Here is a 20,553-nt window from a genome sequence, read left to right on the forward strand (position 1 = left end):
AATTCTTAATTTAACTTAGTTCGTCGATTATTCACAATAACAGTTTTGCCCTCGGACACACTTTCATTTTTCATTCGTTTCAGTAATATCTCAGCGCAAACCTGTCCTATTTCTTCTGTGGGTGGTTGAATAGTTATTCGAGAAGATTGAGTGACATTGAGTTCATCATAATAGTCGTAATTACTAAATAATATATCTTTCCCAAGAACTAGCCCTTTTTGATTGAGACACTCTATTGACCCGAGCGCCATATTATAATTGCTTACAAAAAGAGCTGTCACTCCCTGAGATAAAAGTTTCTCAGTTGCTTGATAGCCGCTTAAGCGAGAGTAGTCGCCAATAATTACTTCAACGTCTATATCTGTTAAATATTCTGTAGCTTTTTTTACTCCTGCTAGCCGCTCTTGAGCCACATAATCAGTTTGTGGGGCAGCAATCACACCGATTTTTTTATGACCATGAGAGATGATCTCCGTTATAACCTCTTTTACACAAGCTTGATCATTTGTTAAGATTGTATCGACATTGTCTAACTGATTTGGACTATTGATAGAGATGACAGGGATTGTTAATTGGGCAAGTTTTTCCATCCCTGTCCATTCTTCATCAGCTAAAAACACAATTAAGCCATCTACAGAGTGATTCATTAAATAGTTAATCTTTTTATCAATTAGAGTTGGGTCACCATTGTATCCGCTAAGCAGTATACTATATCCATTGGACTCCATAATTTCTGAAATGCTCGAAACAACCTCAGCACCAAAACGACTTGAAATACTACTCATTAATAAACCAATAGAAAAACTTTGGTTGTTTTTCAATCCCTTGGCAATGATATTCTCTTTATAGTCAAGAGCTTCTATGGCATTTGAAATCTTTTGCATATTAGATTCTTTTAAACGTTGTCCATTTAGATAACGTGAAACACTACCAACGGATACTCCAGCTAATTTCGCTACTTCTCTAATTGATGACATTTTATTCCACTCCTATATAGTCAATGATAGTTCTTTTTCACAAGTATCAAGTATAATAGTTGCACTATCAGCTTTTCTTAGCTGGTAGTCAACATCCATATAGGTAAAATCTTCGGTTGATAGTATAAAAGAAACTTCCTTTTCTTCGCCAGCATCAAGCGTTTCTTTACAGAACGCTTTTAATAATTTATTCCGCTGAATAACAGAGCCGCCTTTTAATCTGACAAAAAGTAATAGTGCTTCTTTTCCAGTAAATTTACCTATATTTTTAACTTTAACAGATACAACGATACTGTCAATTGATTGTTTTATAGATAAATCACGATAGGCAAATTTAGTATAGCTTAGACCACTACCAAACGGATGCAAGGGTGCTCCGCTTTCATCATAGTAATCGTCTTGTTTGCTAGCATCTCTTTGATAGTAATAGACAGGTAATTGTTGACTGTTTCTAGCGTAAGAAATACTTAATTTTCCACTGGGATTATTTTTCCCAACTAGTGTATTAGTGATTGCCTCAGCACCTTCTTGCCCAGGGAACCATGCTACTAAAACAGCGTTAGAGAGCTCTTCGACTTCAGAAATATCATAGGGACGCCCCTGAACCATTATAGTAATAATCGGTTTGTTCAACTCTTTTAGTTTTCGTAATAGCGTTAACTGCATACCACCAAGAGAAAGAGAGGCAACATCTACATTTTCACCGGAATCCATGTTAATTCCTTTTGATGAGACTGCGCCATTTCTTAAAAATGCCATATCAAAATTTCGAGCACTAGATCCGCCTAAGACCGTAATAATGAGTTCGGATTCTTTTGCTAAGTCTACGGCCTCGTCGAGAAGTGGTTGTTGATTCTCGCTATTACGAACCTCACAACCTTGGGCAAATTGAACATCTGCATGTTTTAATTCGGTTTTTAACTTCCTATAGATTGTTTGATTTAATAGAGTCTTATTTTGTGGAGCCGTATAATCGCCCAATAAATTATATAAGTCATCTGCGTTTGGCCCAATTACTGAAATCTTTTTATAGGTATCCTGTAAGGGCAAAATATTCTCATTTTTTACCAAAGTCATACTTTCTTCAGCAACTGTTAAATTCATTTTTTTAGAGTCATCAATGACATTTTGAAGCATTTCTTTTGGATCTGAAATATAGGGATTTTCAAAAAGACCTAATAAAAATTTGATCGATAGTACTCTAAACACTGCTTGGTCCAGTATGTCCTCACTAACTAAGTTCTCTTTAAGACTGTCGGTGATTTTAGTGTATGTTTCATCCCATAAACTTAAGTCGATGCCAGCAGAAAGCGCTGCTGCCGCTGCTTTGGATGTTGAATCAAAGACATCAGTCAAACGATCTAGAGCTATACCATCTGCCATTATAAGGCCTTGATAATTATTTTCCTTGCGTAATAAAACATTAAATAGCTGCTTATTCATATGGCAAGGAACACCATCAATATCATTGTACGCAGCCATAAGTCCTACAGCATTCTTAACACTCCTAAGCAGTGGCAAGTAGATATCTGAAAATTCTCTTGGACCGATTGTGACCGTTCCAGAATTATGCCCACCTAAGGCTTCGCCTTGTCCGATACAATGCTTTAACACGACACCGATTTCTTCTGGTTTTTTATTAATTTCAAAGACATTTTGATCTAAAAAGTTTGTCTCTTGGTTAATTATATTGCCTTGAAAGCCACTAATTACAGCTTCACTCATTTTTGCTGCCAGAATAGGATCTTCACCAAAACACTCTTCTGATCGTCCCCAACGTGGATCTTTTGCCAAATCTAAGGTTGAGACTAATGCTAGGTGAATTCCTTTATAAGCAAGTTCTTTTGCCATCAATTGACTACTTTTTTTTATTAAATCTGAATTGAAAGAATTGCCACGCCCAAGGTTTGTCGGATAGGAAATGCCCTCCAAACCTTGGTGACCATGGGGACACTCTTCTACAAATAAAGCTGGAATGCCCCATCTTGATTGTTCAATAACATATTTTTGTACGTTATTTGCAACTTTCCAACAATCTTCCAAAGGTGTTCCATTACTAAAATCAACTTTTGACCAAGGATCAGCTCGGAAAAGACCATATAAGGCTCCCAAGCCACCGCCCCATTTTACATGTTCTTTAAATTTCTCTGTTAATGTGATCCCATCAGTAGTCGATGTATAACATTCCCAGCCGTAGAGGTGTTGATTTACTTGGGCTATTTTTTCTTGAGTATTCATTCGAGAAAGTAGGTCCTCTGTCCGTTGTCGAATGGTTAGATATGGATTTTTATATGGATGATTCGTCAATTTTTTTTATTCCCCTTTCAGTATTGCTGCCTTGTTACTTGCTATTACAAATGGTAAGAATAGAAAAACATCTAGAATAATAAGAAATACGGTCAGTACAGCAGCCATTGCATTACCACCAGTTGAAATAAATGATTGGATAACGGGTGGCGTAATCCATGGCGCCGCTGCAACAGTTTTTCCTATTAATCCAATACTTGTTGCGAAATAAGCAATAATTAAGTTAATTGAAGGAATAAGCGCACACGGAATCATAAATAATGGGTTCATTACAACTGGTAAACCAAACATCACAGGTTCAGTAATATTAAAGAAGCTGGTTGTTAAACCAAGTTTTGCAATTTGACGTTGATCACTTCTTTTAGAAGCCCAAATGATGGCAATTATTAGTGGTAAAATACAACCCCCTCCACCTATCAAGCCGAATGCATTCACAAAAGGCTCTGTAATAATATTAGGGATGTCTTTACCTTGTCCGAAGGCAGCCATGTTTTCTTCAATCGCTTGAAGTAATGGTGCTTGTCTGATAGGTGCTAAAATACTAGAACCGTGCATACCAAATACCCAAAGGAAATCAGAGAAAAATTGTAGAAGTAAAATACCAGGAACTGATAATACAAAACCTTTTAATGGTGTTTGAATAATCAAGTTGATTAGCTCAGGGAAATTGAGTCCAGCAAGTTTATCAAGAGCGAAAACAAAAATACCAAAGGTTAAAATAACAATAACTTCGGGAACTAAAGAATTAAAAGAGGTCGCGACTGCTGGTGGAACGCCATCGGGCATTTTGATCTTTAACTTTTTAAATTTAGTCAATCGCACAAATAGTTCTGTGCTTAAAAGACCACAAATCATCGCTGTTGCAAGTCCGGCTGAAGAAGTTAAGCTTTGTAAATAGACGCCACCTATTTCGGTAGTTTTGCCATCTGCAAGAGTGACCACACTATTTACTGGCATTAAGATGAACATGGTTGCTAAGCTTAGAATACCAGCATGAACTGAGCTAAATGAAGGGTCCTTAATTAGCTTGTTTTTGATGTAATAGTTAGCTAAGTTTACGCCAATGTTATAGCAAACAATAAGTGATAGAATGCCCATTGTTCCATTGTTTACAATGACAGCCAAATCTGACATAAAACTAAGATCCACCACTTTTTGAATAGTCGTGTTTGAAAAAATTAAGGCATTAAGCAAAATCATGAATGAGGCCGCCATAACTAGTGGCATTGTCATAATAAAACTATCACGAATAGCCAATAAATGTCGTTGATCATTAATTTTTGAAACAACAGGAAGTAATTTTTCTGATACTTTGTCAATAGTTTTCATAGTAGTCTCCTTTTTAAACGAAAATTGAACCGGTTCAATTTTGAATTATACGAGACTTTATGGTATTGTGCAAGCCTTTTCTTTCTGGGAAGGGATTAGTTAGTATTATTGTGGAAAATCAACAATAGAAAAGTGAGTGCTTCTTGTTAGATTCTAATCCATATGGACAAAGAAGAGAAGGTTTATTTTATGGAGATAGTACTCAATTTTTTGATATAGAAAAGTTTTTGAATGGAGCTGCTTGTAAATATGCAGCATCACTTTATGCTAACTAACTGCGAGAAAAGAGATAAAATGACTAATGATATGTTATTTCAGCTGGGCTACACAAACTTTATTGAGAATGTTTTGTTAAATGATAGTTTTTGTTTATTATTACATATTTTTATTTTTGTAAAAGCATCTAAATCACTCCTTTTAGGCTCTTGATTTTTCTATCGATTGATGAGAGACATAGCTAATAGGCGTAAGGCAGTACTTCGAGTGACTTATGACTAGCTAGAAAAAGGGATGTTCACTAGGTTATTTTTTTACGCTGGATTGACTTATTAGTTATTATTACTTAAAGTTAGTGTATTGCGAGTAGATATGTTAGCCAATTAAGTGAAAAAAAGATGAGGATGAGTGATGATTGAATTAGTTGAAATTACATGGGATAACTTTTGGGAAACAGTCAATATAAAAATAAGTAACGAACAAGAAAGCTACGTGCCGTCAGTAGCACTATTCTTATCTCAGGGATATGTTAATTTAAAGTCTGGGTATCCTGACGCTTGTTTAGGGATAAGCCTTGATAAAAAAATTATAGGATTTACTAAAATTGTGTTTATGCCTGCAAAGACTGAGCCGCATTTTTTTTTGGAGGATAGTTATTTTATCGATGCGTTTATAATTGATATAAGTTATCAAGGCAAAGGGTATGGGAAGAGAGCTTTTGAAGAAGTTCTCAAATTTATTAAAACGTTTCCTTTAGGAACTGTTAATTTGATAAAACTAGCGTGCCATGATAAAAATAGTCAAGCGAATTACCTGTATAAAAAAAATAAGTTTGTTGAGACGAAGAAAGCTTATCCAAACAATGAACAGTTAAAAATATATGAGAGAAGAATTGGGATAGCGCAAATTTGAGAGTGAGAGAGATTGTAGGGATGGTTAATAAAATAACGAATTAGGAGAAATTATTTTTTACGATAGCCAGAAGTTTATTTTTTAATACTTTTAACTTTTATGGAAATAAGTTATGATGAGTAAGAAGTGGAAAGTCATATGATTTCCTGTCGTGATTAATTGAAGATAAAGGATGGCTAAAAAATGCTAGAAGAATTTATTAATTTAACCAGTGCAAAAGACCTGAAAGTCAAAGAGCTTTATCGACTTATCAGACAGATGGGAACCAGTGATATTAGTGCATTAAAAGAGGCCACTGGGTACAAACACGGGACAGTTGTCCGTTTATTAGATGAGTTAGTTGAGAAGAATTTGATTGATGACAGTGAGGTTGGACTCTCTAGTGGGGGACGGAAGCCAAAAGTATATCGAATTAATCCAGAACTTCGGTATATTATTGGGGCAGAAATTAGTCATCTTTTTGCTAAAATTATTTTACTTGATTTAAAACTAGAGGTGAAGTGTTTCCGACGTTTGCGAATTGATGATTATAGTGAGCCGCAAATGGTAATGGATTTTATGACAATGGCAATCAATGATATGTGCCAAGAGAAAGGCGTCCCTAAGGAAAAGCTTCTAGGCGTTGGCATTGGTGTTTTAGCTACTGTTGACCGTCAGCTGAATAGTTTATCTGATGGTGGAATATTGGACTCACTTGGTTGGCAGGGATATAATATTGTAGAAAATTTGAGCAAACGTACAGGTCTAAAAGTTATGATAGATTCTGCGTTAAATTTAGCTGCTTTAGGCGAGTATCGCGCTAATTATTGGAATAAATATAATCGGTTAATTTACGTTTCAAGTGATTTGCTGATTAGATCGGCCACGATTTTTAATGGCGGACTTTTGTATAGCACTAGCCAAGAGGTTGATAGCTTTGGCCATACGATTGTTGAAGCTAATGGTCGTGCGTGTTCTTGCGGGGCGTTTGGATGTTTGGGACGTTACGCGAGTTTACCAGTAGTTTTTGATGAGATTATTAAGAGAATAAAAATGGGTGAGCCTTCGAGCATTACCAAGTTTGTTGATACAGTAGATGAACTGAATTATTTTCATATGATTGCTGGTATTGAAGAGGGAGACTCCCTTTGCGTGCGTATTACTGAGGATGCGGCTCTTTACTTCGGGATTGGGTTGAGTAATTTAATTTTACATCTTCATCCAGAGGTCGTTATTGTGGGCGGTACAATCGGATTAAGAATGTTTGATAAGGTAAAAGAAATTATAGAAACACGGTTATCTGCTGCTGAAACCCGTGCTGAGGTTTTAATTCAATCGACTGATCAACAATTTAATACGGTTGCTCAAGGAGCTGGGTGCTTAATTTTTGATACCATTGTAGAAGAAACGATTTATATTTAAATAAAAAATTAGGCCTAGGCCTATTTTTTTTATCATTTTCGCTACTTTATTCCAAAAAAGTAAAAAGATGTTGTGTTTTATTTTATTGTGAGCTATAATGAGAATCAAGTTAGTAATCATTTTGCGTTTTTGGTAATAAGAATGGTGAGATATTACTACTGGTCAAATTTGTTTAACCGGTAAACAACTGACGTTGCTAAAAAATAATTGAATGGCTTTTTTTATTAGTTGTTAATGAAAGCGGATACTGATGTGAGAGAAGCTAAAGAAAAGTGGAGGCATGGAAAATGGAAAACACAAAAATGATGCATATTGGATTAACCAAGCAAGATGTTGGGCGATACGCCTTTATACCTGGAAGTCCCGAAAGAACTGAGAAAATAGCCCAGTATTTGGACAATCCTCAGGAGTTAGTTTTTAATCGAGAATTTCGATCATTTGTAGGAACCTTGGATGGCGTGAAAGTAGTCGTAACTAGCACGGGCATAGGAGGTCCATCAACGGCTATTGCGGTAGAAGAGTTAAATAAGATTGGGGTCGATACAATGATCCGTATTGGTACCTGTGCCTCCATGAGTGAGAAAGTCTCAAAGGGAGATATTTTAGTTCCATCTGGTGCCGTTAGAATGGAAGGAACTAGCAGCCACTACTTGCCAATGGAATTTCCAGCCGTTCCTAATTTTGAATTAATGAGAATTTTATGTGAGACGGCAGAAAAGCTTAGTCTTGTTTATCATACGGATGTGTCGATTACAAAAGCTTCTTTTCATTCACAAACAGAGCCAGAAACCAAACCAGTGGGGCAGGAGTTAATGCGAAAATGGGAAGAATATCTTCGCGGTGGTGCTACATCAACTAGCATGGAGTGTTCAGTCGTTTTCGCTGTAGGCTCAGCCTTAGGTATTAGGACAGCCAGTATACTAGTCAGTGCGACTGATGGAAAAAATGTTGGCGGAAAAGGTCAAGGAAAAGAACAGAAACTAGGCGATAGCTATGATTTAGAGGATCAAGTGATTAGAGCTGGAATTGAAGCAATGCGCCAGGTGATTAAACAAGATCAAGTAGTAAGCTAGTTTTTTACAAATGAGAAAAAGGACAGGAGAGAACTTTAATGAGAAAAAAGAGTGGGTTACTTTTATTGATGGTAGTATTGATTAGTCTGATTTTAGTAGGGTGTGGTAATGGTGAAACTAATAAAAAAGCCAAAACCGAAGCTAAAGCGAATGTTGGCGTGATTTATACAAAAGCAAAGCTAGGTGGCAACTCTTTTAATGACGTAGTTCAATCAGGTTTGAAACGTGCAGAAACGGATTTAGGTATTACATTTAATGAAGTTGAGCCTGATACATCTTCCGATCAAGAAAATGCGCAGGAAACGATGGCGAGTACAGGTGATTATGATTTAATTATTGCGGTTGGACAAGAGCAATCTGACATTGTTGCCAAACTATCAGAAAAGTACCCAGATCAAAAATTTGTGATGATTGATGCTGACCTAGAAGGAAAAAATGTAGCGAGTTATGTTTCAAAGGAAGAAGAAGGTTCTTTTTTAGTTGGGACTCTAGTAGCTTTAGCAGCCGAAGCAAAAATATCAGACAAGATCACTGATAAACATACATTTGCGTTCGTAGGTGGCGTCAATAACCCGCAAATTAATAAGTTTTTAGCTGGTTATCAAGCTGGAATTCAGTACATTAATCAAGATAATAAAGTCTTAGCTGATTATGTCGGCGGGTTTCAAGATCCATCAACTGCGAAAGTTATGACGAATACCATGAGTCAAAAAGGGGCTTCAATCATTTATCATGCAGCTGGTGCATCAGGATCAGGGGTGTTTCAAGCAGCTAAAGAGTAGGATATTTTAGCCGTGGGAGTCAATACAAATCAAAATAGCATTGAGCCAGAGACCATTATGGCAAGTATGCTAAAAAAAGCTGACGAATCGGTTTTCCGCTGTATTGAAGAGGTGATTTCAGGCAATTTTGAAGCAGGAGTTCATCATTTAGGGCTAAAAGAAAATGCAGTCGGCTATACCCTTGAAGGAAGCAAGGTGAAAGTACCGCAAGAGATTATTGATCAAGTTGAGGTTATTAAAGAGCGTGTGGTTAATGATGAGTTGAAAGTGCCAGAATCAATTGGCGAAGTTGACGCGTTTGTTTCTGCTAATAGCTATACTAAGTAACACGGATTATCTGAGCGGGCTAGCAGCTTTGAGGTTAGCTCAATACGAGGAGGAAGTCATGTGACATACGCCATAGAAATGAATCATATCACTAAAGTATTCGGCTCTGTTGTTGCGAATAATGATGTTTCGTTTGACGTGCGTGAAAATGAAGTTCATTGTTTACTCGGTGAAAATGGTACGGGAAAAACGACCTTGATGAACATTCTTTTTGGTCTGTACCATCCTGAAAAAGGAGAAGTATTTATTCGTGGGAAAAAAAGCACAATTAAGAATCCAAAAGATGCTTTTTTAAACGGGATTGGAATGGTTCACCAACATTTTATGTTAGTCGAGCAATTAACAGTGTTGGAAAATATCGTCATGGGGAAAGAGCAAGGATCATTCTTTATTGATTATGAAAAATCTCGAGCAATGGTGAATGAGTTAATCGAAAAATACAATTTTCAATTAAGTTTAGACGAAAAAGTTGAAACACTTTCAGTTGGTATCAAGCAACGTGTAGAAATTATAAAAACACTCTACCGTGGTGCGGACATTATTATTTTGGATGAACCAACGGCTGTTCTAACGCCACAGGAAGTGACTGAACTTTTTAAAATATTGAATTTACTTAAAGAGGATGGCAAAACGATCATTTTTATCACCCATAAATTAAATGAAACAATGGCAATTTCGGATCGGGTGAGTGTTCTTCGTAAAGGAAAAAAAGTAGCAACAGTAGAGACAAAGGACGTTAATCCGATGATTTTGGCTAAATACATGGTGGGAAGAGACGTAGAATCGGTAGTTAATAAAACTGCACCAAAATTTGGTGAAACGGTCTTAAAAGTTAATAATTTGCAGTTAGCTAGTAACGAAAAAGCTGAGGTTTCTTTCGAGATTAAAGCGGGAGAGATATTTGGAATTGCTGGAGTTGAAGGCAACGGTCAATTGGAATTAGAAGAATTAATCATGGGTCTAAAAGCGGCTAATCCGATAGCAACAATTGAATTTCTTTCCCAACCGATCAATGATTATGAGGTGAAAAAAAGGAAAGAATTAGGAATTGGCTATATTCCATCTGACCGTCATAAGCGGGCGATGGTGGAAGATTTTTCAATAATGGAAAATTACTTGCTGGGCTATCAAGACTCAGCAGTCTTTACTAAGGGAAGCTTTATCAATGAAAAAGTACTGGATCAACATGCCTGTGAGTTGGTAGAAAAATTTGCAGTAAAAGTGCCAACAACCAAAGATAAAATTGGCCAGTTATCTGGTGGGAATCAACAAAAAGTTATATTGAGTCGTGAAGTCAGTATGGCACCAAAATTAGTGATTGCAGCTCAGCCCGTTCGTGGGCTAGACATTGGAGCCATTGAATTTATTCATCAGACATTGTTAGATTTAAAAAATGAAGGTAAGGCAATTTTATTAATATCAGCAGAGCTGTCAGAAATAATGAATTTAAGTGATACCATTGCAGTTTTATATGAAGGTCAGTTTAAAGCGCAGGTAGCTCGAGGGGAGCTATCGAGAGAAGAGATTGGCTTGTTAATGGCAGGAGAGACACTTGTAGAAAGGAAGGGCTAAATGATGACACAAGAAAAAAAGAAGACTAATTGGCTTAGCAGCTCTTTAAAGCGCTTGCCTATGGAAGAAATTGTTGGTTCGTTATTTGCCATTCTCTTAGCTTTTTTGGTGGGATCAATTATCATTATTTTAATGGGGTACTCGCCGCTTGATGCTTTTTCCGCGTTATTGAAAGGAGCGTTTGGCGGGCGCAGAGCAATTTTTAACACAATTGCGATGAGTATACCTTTAATGTTTACCGGGCTTGCAGTTGCAGTTGGACAACGAGGTGGTATGTTAAATATCGGTGCCGAAGGGCAGTTATACATGGGGGCTATGGGGTTTGTAGTGTTTACCTTAACATTTCCAAGCTTACCTAAATTTATCATGCTTCCAGTCGGTTATATTGTGGGAATGCTAGCGGGAGCTCTTTGGGGAGCGATTCCAGGGCTGCTAAAAGCTAAGCGAGGGATTAATGAAGTGATTGTCTGTATCATGCTGAATTATATAGCCACGCTTTTTACATCTTACTTAGTGAATGGACCGTTTAAAGGCGAAGGGATGGAAGCACATACGGACCCAATTCCTTTAGCTGCGCAAATTGAACGATACACAACGGATAGCTTACTAGGAAACTCAATTATAGTAGCACTTGGGCTTGTTGTATGTCTCTATATTTTATTGTGGAAAACGAATCTAGGCTATAAGATACGTGTCGTAGGTCAGAATAAAATGGCAGCAGAAGCAGCGGGAATAAACGTGACACTAATTATTATTTTAACGATGGCAATTTGTGGCGCGATGGCGGCTTTAGCAGGTATTACTGAAATTAGTGGGAATATTGGGCGCTTTCGAGAAAGTTTTTCTCCATCATTTGGTTTCACTGGGATAGCCGTTGCTATCTTAGGACGAAATCATCCAGTTGCGATTGTGTTTACAGCACTCCTTTTTGGGCTGCTAAATTCAGGTTCTATGAATATGTCAATGACGACTTCAATTTCAACTAATATCACCATTGTCATTCAAAGTTTAGTTATTATTTTTGTAGCAGCGCCTAAAATAGTGGACGTTTCAAAACTGAGAAAGAAGGTGACTGCAAATGGTTAATATTGAAGATTTTTTAGTTATTACGTTTCAAATTTTTATTCCGATTGCCCTTGCTGCTCTCGGTGGAACGATTGCTGAACGTGGTGGCATGATTAACCTAGGTCTTGAAGGCATGATGCTAATCGGTGCTTTTGCAGGGGCGGCAGGGAGTTTTTTTACAGGAAGTCCTTATTTCGGAGTATTGATGGCTATTCTAGTCGGAGGATTAACAGGGTTACTTCATGCCTTCTTCTGTATTCGCTTAAAAGCGCATCAGTCGGTAATGGGGGTTGGAATCAATTTATTTGCCAGTGGTTTAACCGCTGTTTTACTGAAGATGTTTTGGAATAATGAAGGGATGAGCCCGAATGTAAATGCTATTCCCCCAGTCACTATTCCACTATTAAATCAAATTCCAATTATTAAAGTCTTATTTAATAAGCAATCTCCGTATCTGTATATGACCTTTTTGATTGGAATTGTTGCCTATATTATTATTTACAAAACAAAAATTGGGTTACGTTATCGTGGAATTGGCGACTTTCCAAAATCAGTTGAAACAGCTGGAATCAACGTCGTTAAGTATAAGTATTGGTCAGTTATATTAAGTGGTATGATTGCAGGCTTGGCGGGCTCCTATTTATCGTTATCGTTAAATGACATTTTTGTTAAAGATATGGTGGCGGGACGGGGCTTTATGGGGATGGCGGCTAATATTTTTGGTGGCTGGAATCCATTAGGATCGCTCGTAGCTAGTGGCGTCTTTTCACTTGCCCAAGCATTGCGGTTTAACTTGACTGATTTCAAAATTCCCAAACAATTTATTGAAATGCTACCTTATGTGATTACTCTCATCGTTTTAATTGGAGCGAAATCAAAAGCAAAATCACCAGAAGCTCTAGGGAAAGAGTAAAAACTAGCAAGGAGTGAATTTAGTTAGATGGATAAAGAATTCAAATTAACACGTCCATTCATATATTTATTAGCAATTTCATGTGGGGTTGCGGTTGCAAGCCTATATTACATTCAACCAGTTGAATCAATGATCGCTGTGGGGCTTAATGTATCATTGCCACAAGTTGGGTTAGCAGCAACCCTAATTCAAATTGGGTATGCTCTCGGTTTATTGTTCATCGTACCATTAGGTGATATTTTAGAACGGAAGCGTTTGATTCAAGTATTAATCTGCATCAGCATGTTTTTTCTATTAGCAATTGGTTTAACAACTTCTTATTGGTTACTACTACTGTTTGTTCTATGTTTAGGGATTGCTTCTGTCGTGCCACAAGTAATTATTCCATATTCGGCCCATTTAGCAGAGCCAAAAGCAAGAGGGCAAGTGTTAGGTACCGTGATGAGCGGGTTATTAATCGGGATTCTTTTATCTCGAACTATCAGCGGGATTGTTAGCTCATATTTTGGCTGGCGTTCAATTTATTTTTTAGGCGCTAGTTTACTTCTGGCTCTCCTAATTAGTATCACAGTATTTTTACCTAGAAATATTCCACCCGTGACGAGTTCATATGTGACTCTTTTAAAAAGTTTGCCACAATTAGTAAAAAGTCAAAAAGTATTACGTGAATCAGCTTGGAATGGATTTTGTATGTTTGGTTCGTTCAGTGCTTTTTGGACATCATTAATTTTTCTGATGGAGTCACCAGCATACAATCTAGGGGCAAAAGAGGCGGGCTTACTAGGGCTAGTAGGTGTGGTAGGCGCATTGATTGCACCGATGGTAGGTAAAGTAGCTGATAAAAAAAGTCCTCGTTTAGTTATTGGCATTGGCACACTTTTATCCTTTAGTGCTTACTTGATCTTTGCTTTAGTTGGACAAAAAATGGTTGGTTTGATTTTAGGGATTATTGTCATAGATATTGGCAATCAGGCGGCGCAAGTTGCTAATCAAGCTCGGGTTCAAGGGCTTGATGATGAACATCGTAGCCGAAATAATACGATCTATATGTTTGCTTATTTTGTGGGCGGGGCTTTAGGTTCTTTTTTAAGTGTTTCTGTTTGGCAAGTGTTTGGCTGGTTAGGAGTTTGTATGGTAGGGCTCTGCTTTCAAAGTTTCGCTTTATTAGGTCACTATCTTGTTTATAGAAGAGCATAAGAGAGTAATCAGAAGAAATTCTGATTACTCTCTTACTTTGTCTGTATCTGACTATCAGCCTTGTAAGTTAATAAGAATCAGCGAATAGTTTTAACTCGTTTTTTTGCTGTTCAGGTAGTCTATTATATTCGATTAAATCGATTGCCCCCTGCAAGCAGTAAAGATGAACAAGACAAACTTCAGGGTAAAAGGCTTTTAGCTTAATAAAAGCTCCTTTACTACCAATTTCTTTCAATTCTTCGACGGATGAGATGCCAACAGCAGTTAATTTTTTTTCAATAGTAATGCCGATATTAGGCAAGGTTGATAGACGCGTCATGGATGTGTCACCTCCAACGTTTTTCTTCTTATTATTCAGTATATCAAAAAACGGATGAATAAGAAATAGCTTGTTGAGTTACTGTTTTAATTAGTGAGAATGTTATAAATTAGTTTAATGTGAAAAAAGTTTTTTGTTACACAAACTGTGGAACACCTCTTATTATTGCTTTCATAAATTTTTTCAATAATAAATACACACTACATATAGTTGTCAATAGGTATATTATAAAAAAATAGCACAATATATGGTTGTAAAAATAGCAGAAGTGATATAAGATATATGAAGAGAAATATAAAGGGGTTTGATGTTCGATGATGGAATTAGCTGGAAAAAACGACGATATTGTGTACTTAAATTCAAAGGTAGCTACTATTCAGGTTGTTAAAAGAGATGGTCGTTTAGTTGAGTTTGATGATAAGAAAATTTATGATGCGCTATTAAAAGCCGAGGAAAAAATTCAAGGAGAAATTCAACCACTTGCCCAAGCCAGAATTCAACACATTGTCCAATTAATTGACGATGAGATTGCCGAGCGTTTCACTGAGAATGTTAAAATATACGAAATTCAGAATATTGTGGAGCATATTTTATTAGGACAACAAGAGTATGATTTGGCAGAAGAATATATTAACTACCGAACTCATCGTGATTTTGAACGCAGTAAAGCAACAGATATTAATTTCACTATCAGCAAATTAATTGATAAAGATCAAGCAGTAGTCAATGAAAATGCTAATAAGGATAGTGATGTCTTTAATACGCAACGTGATCTGACTGCTGGGATAGTTGGAAAATCGATTGGTTTGAAGATGTTACCGCCACATGTGGCAAATGCTCATCAAAAAGGCGATATCCATTACCATGATTTAGATTACCACCCTTATACACCGATGACGAACTGTTGTTTAATTGATTTTGATAGCATGCTAAACAATGGCTTTAAAATTGGTAATGCAGATGTTGAAGCACCTAAGTCTATCCAAACAGCTACGGCTCAAATTTCGCAAATTATTGCGAATGTCGCCTCAAGTCAATATGGCGGGTGTTCAGCTGATCGAATCGATGAATTATTGGCACCTTTTGCGGAAAAGAATTATGAGAAACATCTACAAGATGCTAAAGAGTGGATTGCAGATGACAGCCAGCATGATGCTTATGCTAAAGCAAAGACGAGTAAAGATATTTATGATTCAATGCAAAGCTTGGAATACGAAATTAATACGCTATTCACATCAAATGGTCAAACACCATTTACATCATTAGGGTTTGGACTTGGACTAAATTGGTTTGAGAGAGAGATTCAAAAATCCATTTTACAAATCAGAATTAAAGGATTGGGCCAAGAACACCGCACAGCTATTTTTCCTAAGTTGATTTTTTCAATGAAAGATGGCGTTAATTTAAAGGAAACAGACCCGAATTATGATGTGAAGCAATTAGCGTTAGAGTGTGCGACAAAACGGATGTATCCTGATGTTTTAAATTATGATAAGTTAGTGGATTTGACTGGCAGCTTCAAAGTGCCTATGGGATGTCGCTCATTTTTACAGGGGTGGAAGGACGAAGAAGGCAAAGAAGTTAATGCTGGACGAATGAATTTGGGCGTTGTCACCCTTAATTTACCACGGATTGCGATGGAGTCAGAAGGCAATCAAGACAAGTTTTGGAGTATTTTAGAAGAGCGCTTGGGAATCATGAAAGATGCTTTAGTATACCGAATTGAGCGTTGTAAAGAAGCAACTCCAGCAAATGCGCCGATTCTTTATATGTATGGAGCCTTTGGCAAGCGGCTGAAAAAAGATCAATCAACAAATGAACTCTTTAAAAATAAACGGGCAACTGTTTCAATGGGTTATATAGGCCTGTATGAAGTAGCGTCACAATTTTATGGTGGAAACTGGGAAGCAAATCCTGAGGCCAAGGAATTTACTGTGTCAATTTTGAAATCACTGAAGGCTCATGCTGATTTGTGGGGAGATGAATATGGCTATCACTTTAGTGTTTACTCAACGCCAAGTGAAAGCTTGACTGATAGGTTCTGTCGTTTAGATACAGAAAAATTCGGTATTGTGGAAAACATTACGGACAAAGATTATTATACAAATAGCTTCCACTATGATGTACGTAAAAATCCAACGCCTTTTGAAAAACTTGATTTTGAGAAGGATTACCCTCAATATTGTTCAGGCGGTTTTATTCATTATTGTGAGTACCCTGTGTTACAACAAAATCCTAAAGCTCTAGAAGCTGTTTGGGATTATTCTTATGATAAAGTTGGGTATTTAGGTACTAATACTCCGATTGATCACTGTTATGAATGCAATTATGAAGGTGATTTTAATCCGACTGAACGTGGCTTTGAATGCCCACAATGTGGCAATCACGATCCGAAATCATGTGATGTTGTTAAACGGACTTGTGGTTATTTGGGTAATCCACAGGCTCGCCCGATGGTTCATGGGCGTCATAAAGAAATTTCGTCACGGGTTAAACATATGAAGTAATTAATAGAATAGGTTAAGAAAGGACTACAGAAGCTAAGTAGTCTTTTCTTTTCAGCTAATTTTAGTGAATGCTCTTAAAATTGAAAGGAGTGGATTGAGATGCGTAATCCAAAACCTCAGGAATGGCTCTCAGAAGAACATAGTCAGAATTATTACGGGGACTACAAGCCCTTTAATTTTGTAGACGGTGAAGGGGTTAGATGCAGTTTATATGTTAGTGGTTGTTTGTTTGCATGTGAAGGCTGTTACAATAAAGCTGTTCAGAGTTTTAAGTATGGGCAACCTTACACAGAAGAGGTTGAAGAGCGAATTATGGCTGATTTACGGCAGGATTATGTTCAAGGTATGACTTTGTTGGGGGGCGAGCCTTTTCTAAATACAGATGTTTGTTTGTCCCTAGCGAATCGTATTCGTAGTGAGTTTGGTCAAACACGGGATATTTGGTCTTGGACGGGTTATACATTTGAAGAGCTATTGTTAGAAACCCCAGATAAATTGGCGCTATTAAATACGTTAGATATTCTGGTTGACGGTCGATTTGAATTGAGTAAACGTAACTTGAATTTACAGTTTAGAGGAAGTAGTAATCAACGAATCCTTGATGCTAAGAAGTCTTTGGCAGCGGGCAAGGCAATTATTTGGGATAAATGTGTGGATGGAACTGAAAGCTTTGAGCAGATAAAAAAAAGTGAGTTAATTTAGTGGGAATAGTATAGCAATTGAAAAGTTTTAATCTCCACCTTTTTCACAAATGATAGTGTTATATGACCACCATTTTCCTTTACATCAAAGAAAGTGGGACAAAAAGTAGATGATTAGTCTGCTTTTTGTCCCACTTTTTTGTATAATGAGAATCAAACTAGCTTGCCATTTTAAGAGGGCTGTGTCTTTTTTAGAGTAATTTTTCTTCGGCACCGTCAGTATAATAATTAAGGAATGGAAAAAGAAGACTAATGGTTGTTCCTTGATCTTCAACGGATTCAACATAAATATGATGTCCCAGTTTTTCAGCCAAGCTTTTAGCGAGATAAAGACCAAGTCCAGTCGAATGATGTGTTTGATTGCGACCTGTTTGTCCGGTAAAACCTTTATCAAAAATCCGACGTTGATCAGCTAGAGGGATACCGATACCAGTATCAGATATTTCTAACCAAGTTCCACGGTCATTTTGAGAAAGCGCTAATGTAATGGAACCGTTGTCTGGCGTATATTTTATAGCATTACTGATTACTTGATTTAAGATGAAGCTTAGCCATTTTTGGTCAGTTAGGACCTCAAAGTCCTCGCCTTCAATTGAATAATGTAAACTGTGTTGAATAAAATAATTAGCATTTTGGCGAATAAGTGGCAAGATAATACTTTTTAGTGAGGTCTCCTGAATAAGGTAATCTCTTGAGAAAGTATCTAGGCGTGAATAGTATAGAACCTGATCGACATAGCTTTCGATTTTTTGAAGGTCATTCTCTAGTTGATAAAATTGGCGCTCTTGAATGTCATCTTCAATGGTTTCATTTAGTAACTTAACAGAAGCCAAAGGGACTTTAATTTCATGTACCCAACTATCAATAAAGTCTTTTTGGTCCTGTTGACTTTGAATAACATCTTCTAAGGACTCGCGTTGATCATCAATAAGATGGTTAATATAGGTTTGAACAATTTTTTGTTCTTCCGACGTTGCATGCTGTAATGAGTCAGATAAAAATTCGTTCCGCTTTTCTTGCATTTGAATAGCGCTTAACCAGTGTTGTTTCTTTATATAGCTAGTAGACAAATAGACGATCAGAGCCAAGTTCTGTAAAATTAGAATATAAGTAATGGCTGATAGGTTAAAGTGGACACTAGGTGTTAACCATAAAATTAAACAGGTGATGACGATAAAACTCAGCCACAATAAGATGACACCAAGCTTATCCTTTAAAAATTTGCCAACTGACATGAGCGTCATCCTTTCTTAGGTTGTTCTTTATGGTACGATGTAGCCTTGTCCGATTTTTGTTTCAATATAGCCGTCAAGCCCAGTCTGCTCGATTTTTTTTCGTAATCGGTTGATATTAACGGTCAAAGTATTGTCGTCAACAAATCGTTCATCATCCCAAAGGGCTCGTAGTAGTTTATCACGGCTTAAAATTTTACCGTGGTTTTTCATCAAATTATAAAGTAGCTTATATTCATTTTTACTCAAATCCACCACATCATCCCCAACTTGGAAGGTGCTGTTCTCCATATTTAAGAGAATCCCGTTATGCTCCATGATTTCACTGGTTGTTTCACTATAATTATAAGTCCTACGTAATAAGGCATTGATTTTGGCAATAAGGATATCCATAGAAAAGGGTTTGTTAACAAAATCGTCTCCTCCCATGTTCATAGCCATGATCATATCCATATTGGTATTGCGACTCGAAATGAAGATAATGGGAACTTTAGAAACTTCACGAATTTTCTGACACCAATAGAAGCCGTCAAAAACCGGCAAATTAATATCCAATAGCACCAAATTAGGCTGTTCAGTGATAAAATCATTGAGAACATCTTGAAAATTGGTTGTAGCACAGGTGTCGAAATTCCATTTTTTTAGAGCATCACTTAAGAGCTCGCGAATCGTTTCTTCATCTTCAACGATCATTATTTTAAACATAGTGGGTCCCTCACTTTTTTGATTGCTTTAATGGTATAGTAACAAAAATAGAAAAAAAAAGCTACGACACCTAAACTAAAAATAGTTTAGAAGCGTCTAGCTTTTTTTTAAGACAAGTAAGACATTGTATTCTTGCGTCGTTTTACCAGTAGTTGTTTGCCAAGTGAAGCTTATTTCTTTAATAGCGTCTGCATTTTCTAACTCAGGCATGACAAAGGTTAAGTCATTGTTTTCAACTTTTTGTCCTTTTTCAATGGTCATGTTTTTAAGTGTGGCAGTATTAGCTAACGGATACTCTTTACCATTGACTGTAAATTTGATTTCCTCTGGTTTGATGGAGACGGCCTCGTTGCCTTTATTTTCAAGCTGTAAAGAGATATCAATGAGACCTTGATTGCCTTTATGTCCGACACTCTCCATGCTTGCTTCATTTAATCTAGCAACGGCCACTTCAGTAATGATTGTTGCTAAGCCTTTCTCATCAATAGCCTTATTAACAGTGAAAGTGTTAATACTTTCGCCATTACTTGTTTCTGTTCCAGATAAACTAGCCTCAATAATGATATTTTTTAGCCCTTCAGGTGTACTACTTTGTTTAGTGGTTGGTTCAGTACCACTTGAAGAAGAGACTGGTTTAGTAGACTCAGTTGATGTCGATGGTGTCGCAGAATTATCTGTTGACGCAGTCTGTTTTTTGCCAGAGTTGCTACTTTTTGAAGTAGTTGAGCTTAAGGGATTGACAGGTTCAATGGGTGAAGCCGAGTTGCTTGATCCACCTGCAATGTAATAGATTAGTGAAATTAGAAGCAGTAACAGGGCAACGCCGCTAATTGAAAAAAAGATTAGACTGTTTCGGTCTTTTGGAAATTTAAAATTAAAATCGAACACGCTATTGCCTCCTCGTATAATAAGGTTATCAGATTTATTCTGATAGTTCCTTTTCATCCCCATAAGGGGTATGATTATTTCGTACAGATAGAGGTCGTAGTATTCCTCCTTGAAGTTTTGTCTTCCTAAT

The 20,553-nt window shown here is 36.9% G+C and carries 16 protein-coding genes and 1 pseudogene; 10 read left to right on the forward strand and 7 right to left on the reverse strand.

The window, feature by feature from the left end; translation table 11 throughout:
* Window positions 1-5: 5 nt before the first annotated feature.
* From AC5KOD_RS14775 to AC5KOD_RS14785, 3 genes are read right to left on the reverse strand one after another with little or no spacing between them, the layout of a single operon-like run.
* Window positions 6-977 carry a LacI family DNA-binding transcriptional regulator gene (locus AC5KOD_RS14775; protein ID WP_496915334.1) on the reverse strand — a complete coding sequence of 324 codons (972 nt, stop codon included), beginning with the start codon at window positions 975-977 and terminating at the stop codon, window positions 6-8.
* Window positions 978-989: 12 nt separating this feature from the next.
* Window positions 990-3,284: a glycoside hydrolase family 3 N-terminal domain-containing protein gene (locus tag AC5KOD_RS14780; protein ID WP_496915335.1), complete on the reverse strand. Its 2,295-nt coding sequence runs from the start codon at window positions 3,282-3,284 to the stop codon at window positions 990-992.
* Between the two features lie 6 nt (window positions 3,285-3,290).
* Entirely contained in the window at window positions 3,291-4,613 is a 1,323-nt protein-coding gene (locus tag AC5KOD_RS14785) for a PTS sugar transporter subunit IIC (protein ID WP_496915336.1), read from the reverse strand.
* A 627-nt stretch (window positions 4,614-5,240) separates the two neighbouring features.
* On the opposite strand from AC5KOD_RS14785, the gene AC5KOD_RS14790 reads away from it, so the two are divergent.
* The 8 genes and pseudogenes from AC5KOD_RS14790 (at window position 5,241) to AC5KOD_RS14825 (ending at window position 14,071) form a co-directional block, all read left to right on the forward strand.
* On the forward strand, window positions 5,241-5,741 hold the full coding sequence (locus AC5KOD_RS14790; RefSeq protein WP_496915337.1) for a GNAT family N-acetyltransferase: 501 nt from the start codon (window positions 5,241-5,243) through the stop codon (window positions 5,739-5,741).
* A gap of 183 nt (window positions 5,742-5,924) precedes the next feature.
* Window positions 5,925-7,142 (forward strand): ROK family protein, encoded by a 1,218-nt coding sequence (locus AC5KOD_RS14795; protein ID WP_496915338.1) that lies wholly within the window; start codon window positions 5,925-5,927, stop codon window positions 7,140-7,142.
* A 287-nt stretch (window positions 7,143-7,429) separates the two neighbouring features.
* Window positions 7,430-8,215 (forward strand): nucleoside phosphorylase, encoded by a 786-nt coding sequence (locus AC5KOD_RS14800; RefSeq protein WP_496915339.1) that lies wholly within the window; start codon window positions 7,430-7,432, stop codon window positions 8,213-8,215.
* Between the two features lie 68 nt (window positions 8,216-8,283).
* Window positions 8,284-9,324, forward strand: a pseudogene (locus AC5KOD_RS14805) (BMP family lipoprotein).
* A 60-nt stretch (window positions 9,325-9,384) separates the two neighbouring features.
* On the forward strand, window positions 9,385-10,896 hold the full coding sequence (locus AC5KOD_RS14810) for an ABC transporter ATP-binding protein (RefSeq protein WP_496915340.1): 1,512 nt from the start codon (window positions 9,385-9,387) through the stop codon (window positions 10,894-10,896).
* Window positions 10,897-11,982 carry an ABC transporter permease gene (locus AC5KOD_RS14815; protein WP_496915341.1) on the forward strand — a complete coding sequence of 362 codons (1,086 nt, stop codon included), beginning with the start codon at window positions 10,897-10,899 and terminating at the stop codon, window positions 11,980-11,982.
* Complete coding sequence (locus AC5KOD_RS14820) at window positions 11,975-12,874, forward strand: ABC transporter permease (protein ID WP_496915342.1); 900 nt, start codon at window positions 11,975-11,977, stop codon at window positions 12,872-12,874. The genes AC5KOD_RS14815 and AC5KOD_RS14820 overlap by 8 nt, the downstream gene beginning before the upstream one ends.
* A gap of 27 nt (window positions 12,875-12,901) precedes the next feature.
* On the forward strand, window positions 12,902-14,071 hold the full coding sequence (locus AC5KOD_RS14825; RefSeq protein ID WP_496915343.1) for an MFS transporter: 1,170 nt from the start codon (window positions 12,902-12,904) through the stop codon (window positions 14,069-14,071).
* A gap of 67 nt (window positions 14,072-14,138) precedes the next feature.
* Here AC5KOD_RS14825 and AC5KOD_RS14830 read toward each other — a convergent pair whose 3' ends face one another.
* On the reverse strand, window positions 14,139-14,390 hold the full coding sequence (locus tag AC5KOD_RS14830; RefSeq protein ID WP_496915344.1) for a TfoX/Sxy family protein: 252 nt from the start codon (window positions 14,388-14,390) through the stop codon (window positions 14,139-14,141).
* Between the two features lie 314 nt (window positions 14,391-14,704).
* On the opposite strand from AC5KOD_RS14830, the gene nrdD reads away from it, so the two are divergent.
* On the forward strand, window positions 14,705-16,897 hold the full coding sequence (gene nrdD, locus AC5KOD_RS14835) for an anaerobic ribonucleoside-triphosphate reductase (RefSeq protein WP_496915345.1): 2,193 nt from the start codon (window positions 14,705-14,707) through the stop codon (window positions 16,895-16,897).
* 99 nt (window positions 16,898-16,996) lie between these two features.
* Window positions 16,997-17,599, forward strand: a complete 603-nt coding sequence (nrdG, locus tag AC5KOD_RS14840; protein WP_496915346.1) for an anaerobic ribonucleoside-triphosphate reductase activating protein — start codon at window positions 16,997-16,999, stop codon at window positions 17,597-17,599.
* Window positions 17,600-17,789: 190 nt separating this feature from the next.
* Here nrdG and AC5KOD_RS14845 read toward each other — a convergent pair whose 3' ends face one another.
* From AC5KOD_RS14845 to AC5KOD_RS14855, 3 genes are all read right to left on the reverse strand, one after another.
* A complete protein-coding gene (locus AC5KOD_RS14845) occupies window positions 17,790-18,833 on the reverse strand; it encodes a sensor histidine kinase (protein WP_496915347.1) in 1,044 nt (347 codons plus the stop codon).
* Window positions 18,834-18,860: 27 nt separating this feature from the next.
* The gene (gene sapR, locus AC5KOD_RS14850) at window positions 18,861-19,535 is read right to left on the reverse strand and encodes a two-component system response regulator SapR (RefSeq protein ID WP_496915348.1); all 675 of its coding nucleotides are present in this window, start codon (window positions 19,533-19,535) and stop codon (window positions 18,861-18,863) included.
* A 96-nt stretch (window positions 19,536-19,631) separates the two neighbouring features.
* Entirely contained in the window at window positions 19,632-20,423 is a 792-nt protein-coding gene (locus AC5KOD_RS14855) for a hypothetical protein (protein ID WP_496915349.1), read from the reverse strand.
* Between the last annotated feature and the right edge of the window lie 130 nt (window positions 20,424-20,553).

It is taken from the genome of Vagococcus sp. WN80Y (genome assembly GCF_059621045.1).

Bases quoted from the DNA above. Each gene is read 5' to 3' on its own strand.
- AC5KOD_RS14825 (WP_496915343.1), top strand. From the start codon at position 12,902: ATGGATAAAGAATTCAAATTAACACGTCCATTCATATATTTATTAGCA.
- AC5KOD_RS14845 (WP_496915347.1), bottom strand. From the start codon at position 18,833: ATGTCAGTTGGCAAATTTTTAAAGGATAAGCTTGGTGTCATCTTATTG.
- sapR (WP_496915348.1), bottom strand. From the start codon at position 19,535: ATGTTTAAAATAATGATCGTTGAAGATGAAGAAACGATTCGCGAGCTC.
- nrdD (WP_496915345.1), top strand. From the start codon at position 14,705: ATGATGGAATTAGCTGGAAAAAACGACGATATTGTGTACTTAAATTCA.
- AC5KOD_RS14800 (WP_496915339.1), top strand. From the start codon at position 7,430: ATGGAAAACACAAAAATGATGCATATTGGATTAACCAAGCAAGATGTT.
- AC5KOD_RS14830 (WP_496915344.1), bottom strand. From the start codon at position 14,390: ATGACGCGTCTATCAACCTTGCCTAATATCGGCATTACTATTGAAAAA.
- AC5KOD_RS14790 (WP_496915337.1), top strand. From the start codon at position 5,241: ATGATTGAATTAGTTGAAATTACATGGGATAACTTTTGGGAAACAGTC.
- AC5KOD_RS14775 (WP_496915334.1), bottom strand. From the start codon at position 977: ATGTCATCAATTAGAGAAGTAGCGAAATTAGCTGGAGTATCCGTTGGT.
- nrdG (WP_496915346.1), top strand. From the start codon at position 16,997: ATGCGTAATCCAAAACCTCAGGAATGGCTCTCAGAAGAACATAGTCAG.
- AC5KOD_RS14820 (WP_496915342.1), top strand. From the start codon at position 11,975: ATGGTTAATATTGAAGATTTTTTAGTTATTACGTTTCAAATTTTTATT.
- AC5KOD_RS14815 (WP_496915341.1), top strand. From the start codon at position 10,897: ATGATGACACAAGAAAAAAAGAAGACTAATTGGCTTAGCAGCTCTTTA.
- AC5KOD_RS14795 (WP_496915338.1), top strand. From the start codon at position 5,925: ATGCTAGAAGAATTTATTAATTTAACCAGTGCAAAAGACCTGAAAGTC.
- AC5KOD_RS14785 (WP_496915336.1), bottom strand. From the start codon at position 4,613: ATGAAAACTATTGACAAAGTATCAGAAAAATTACTTCCTGTTGTTTCA.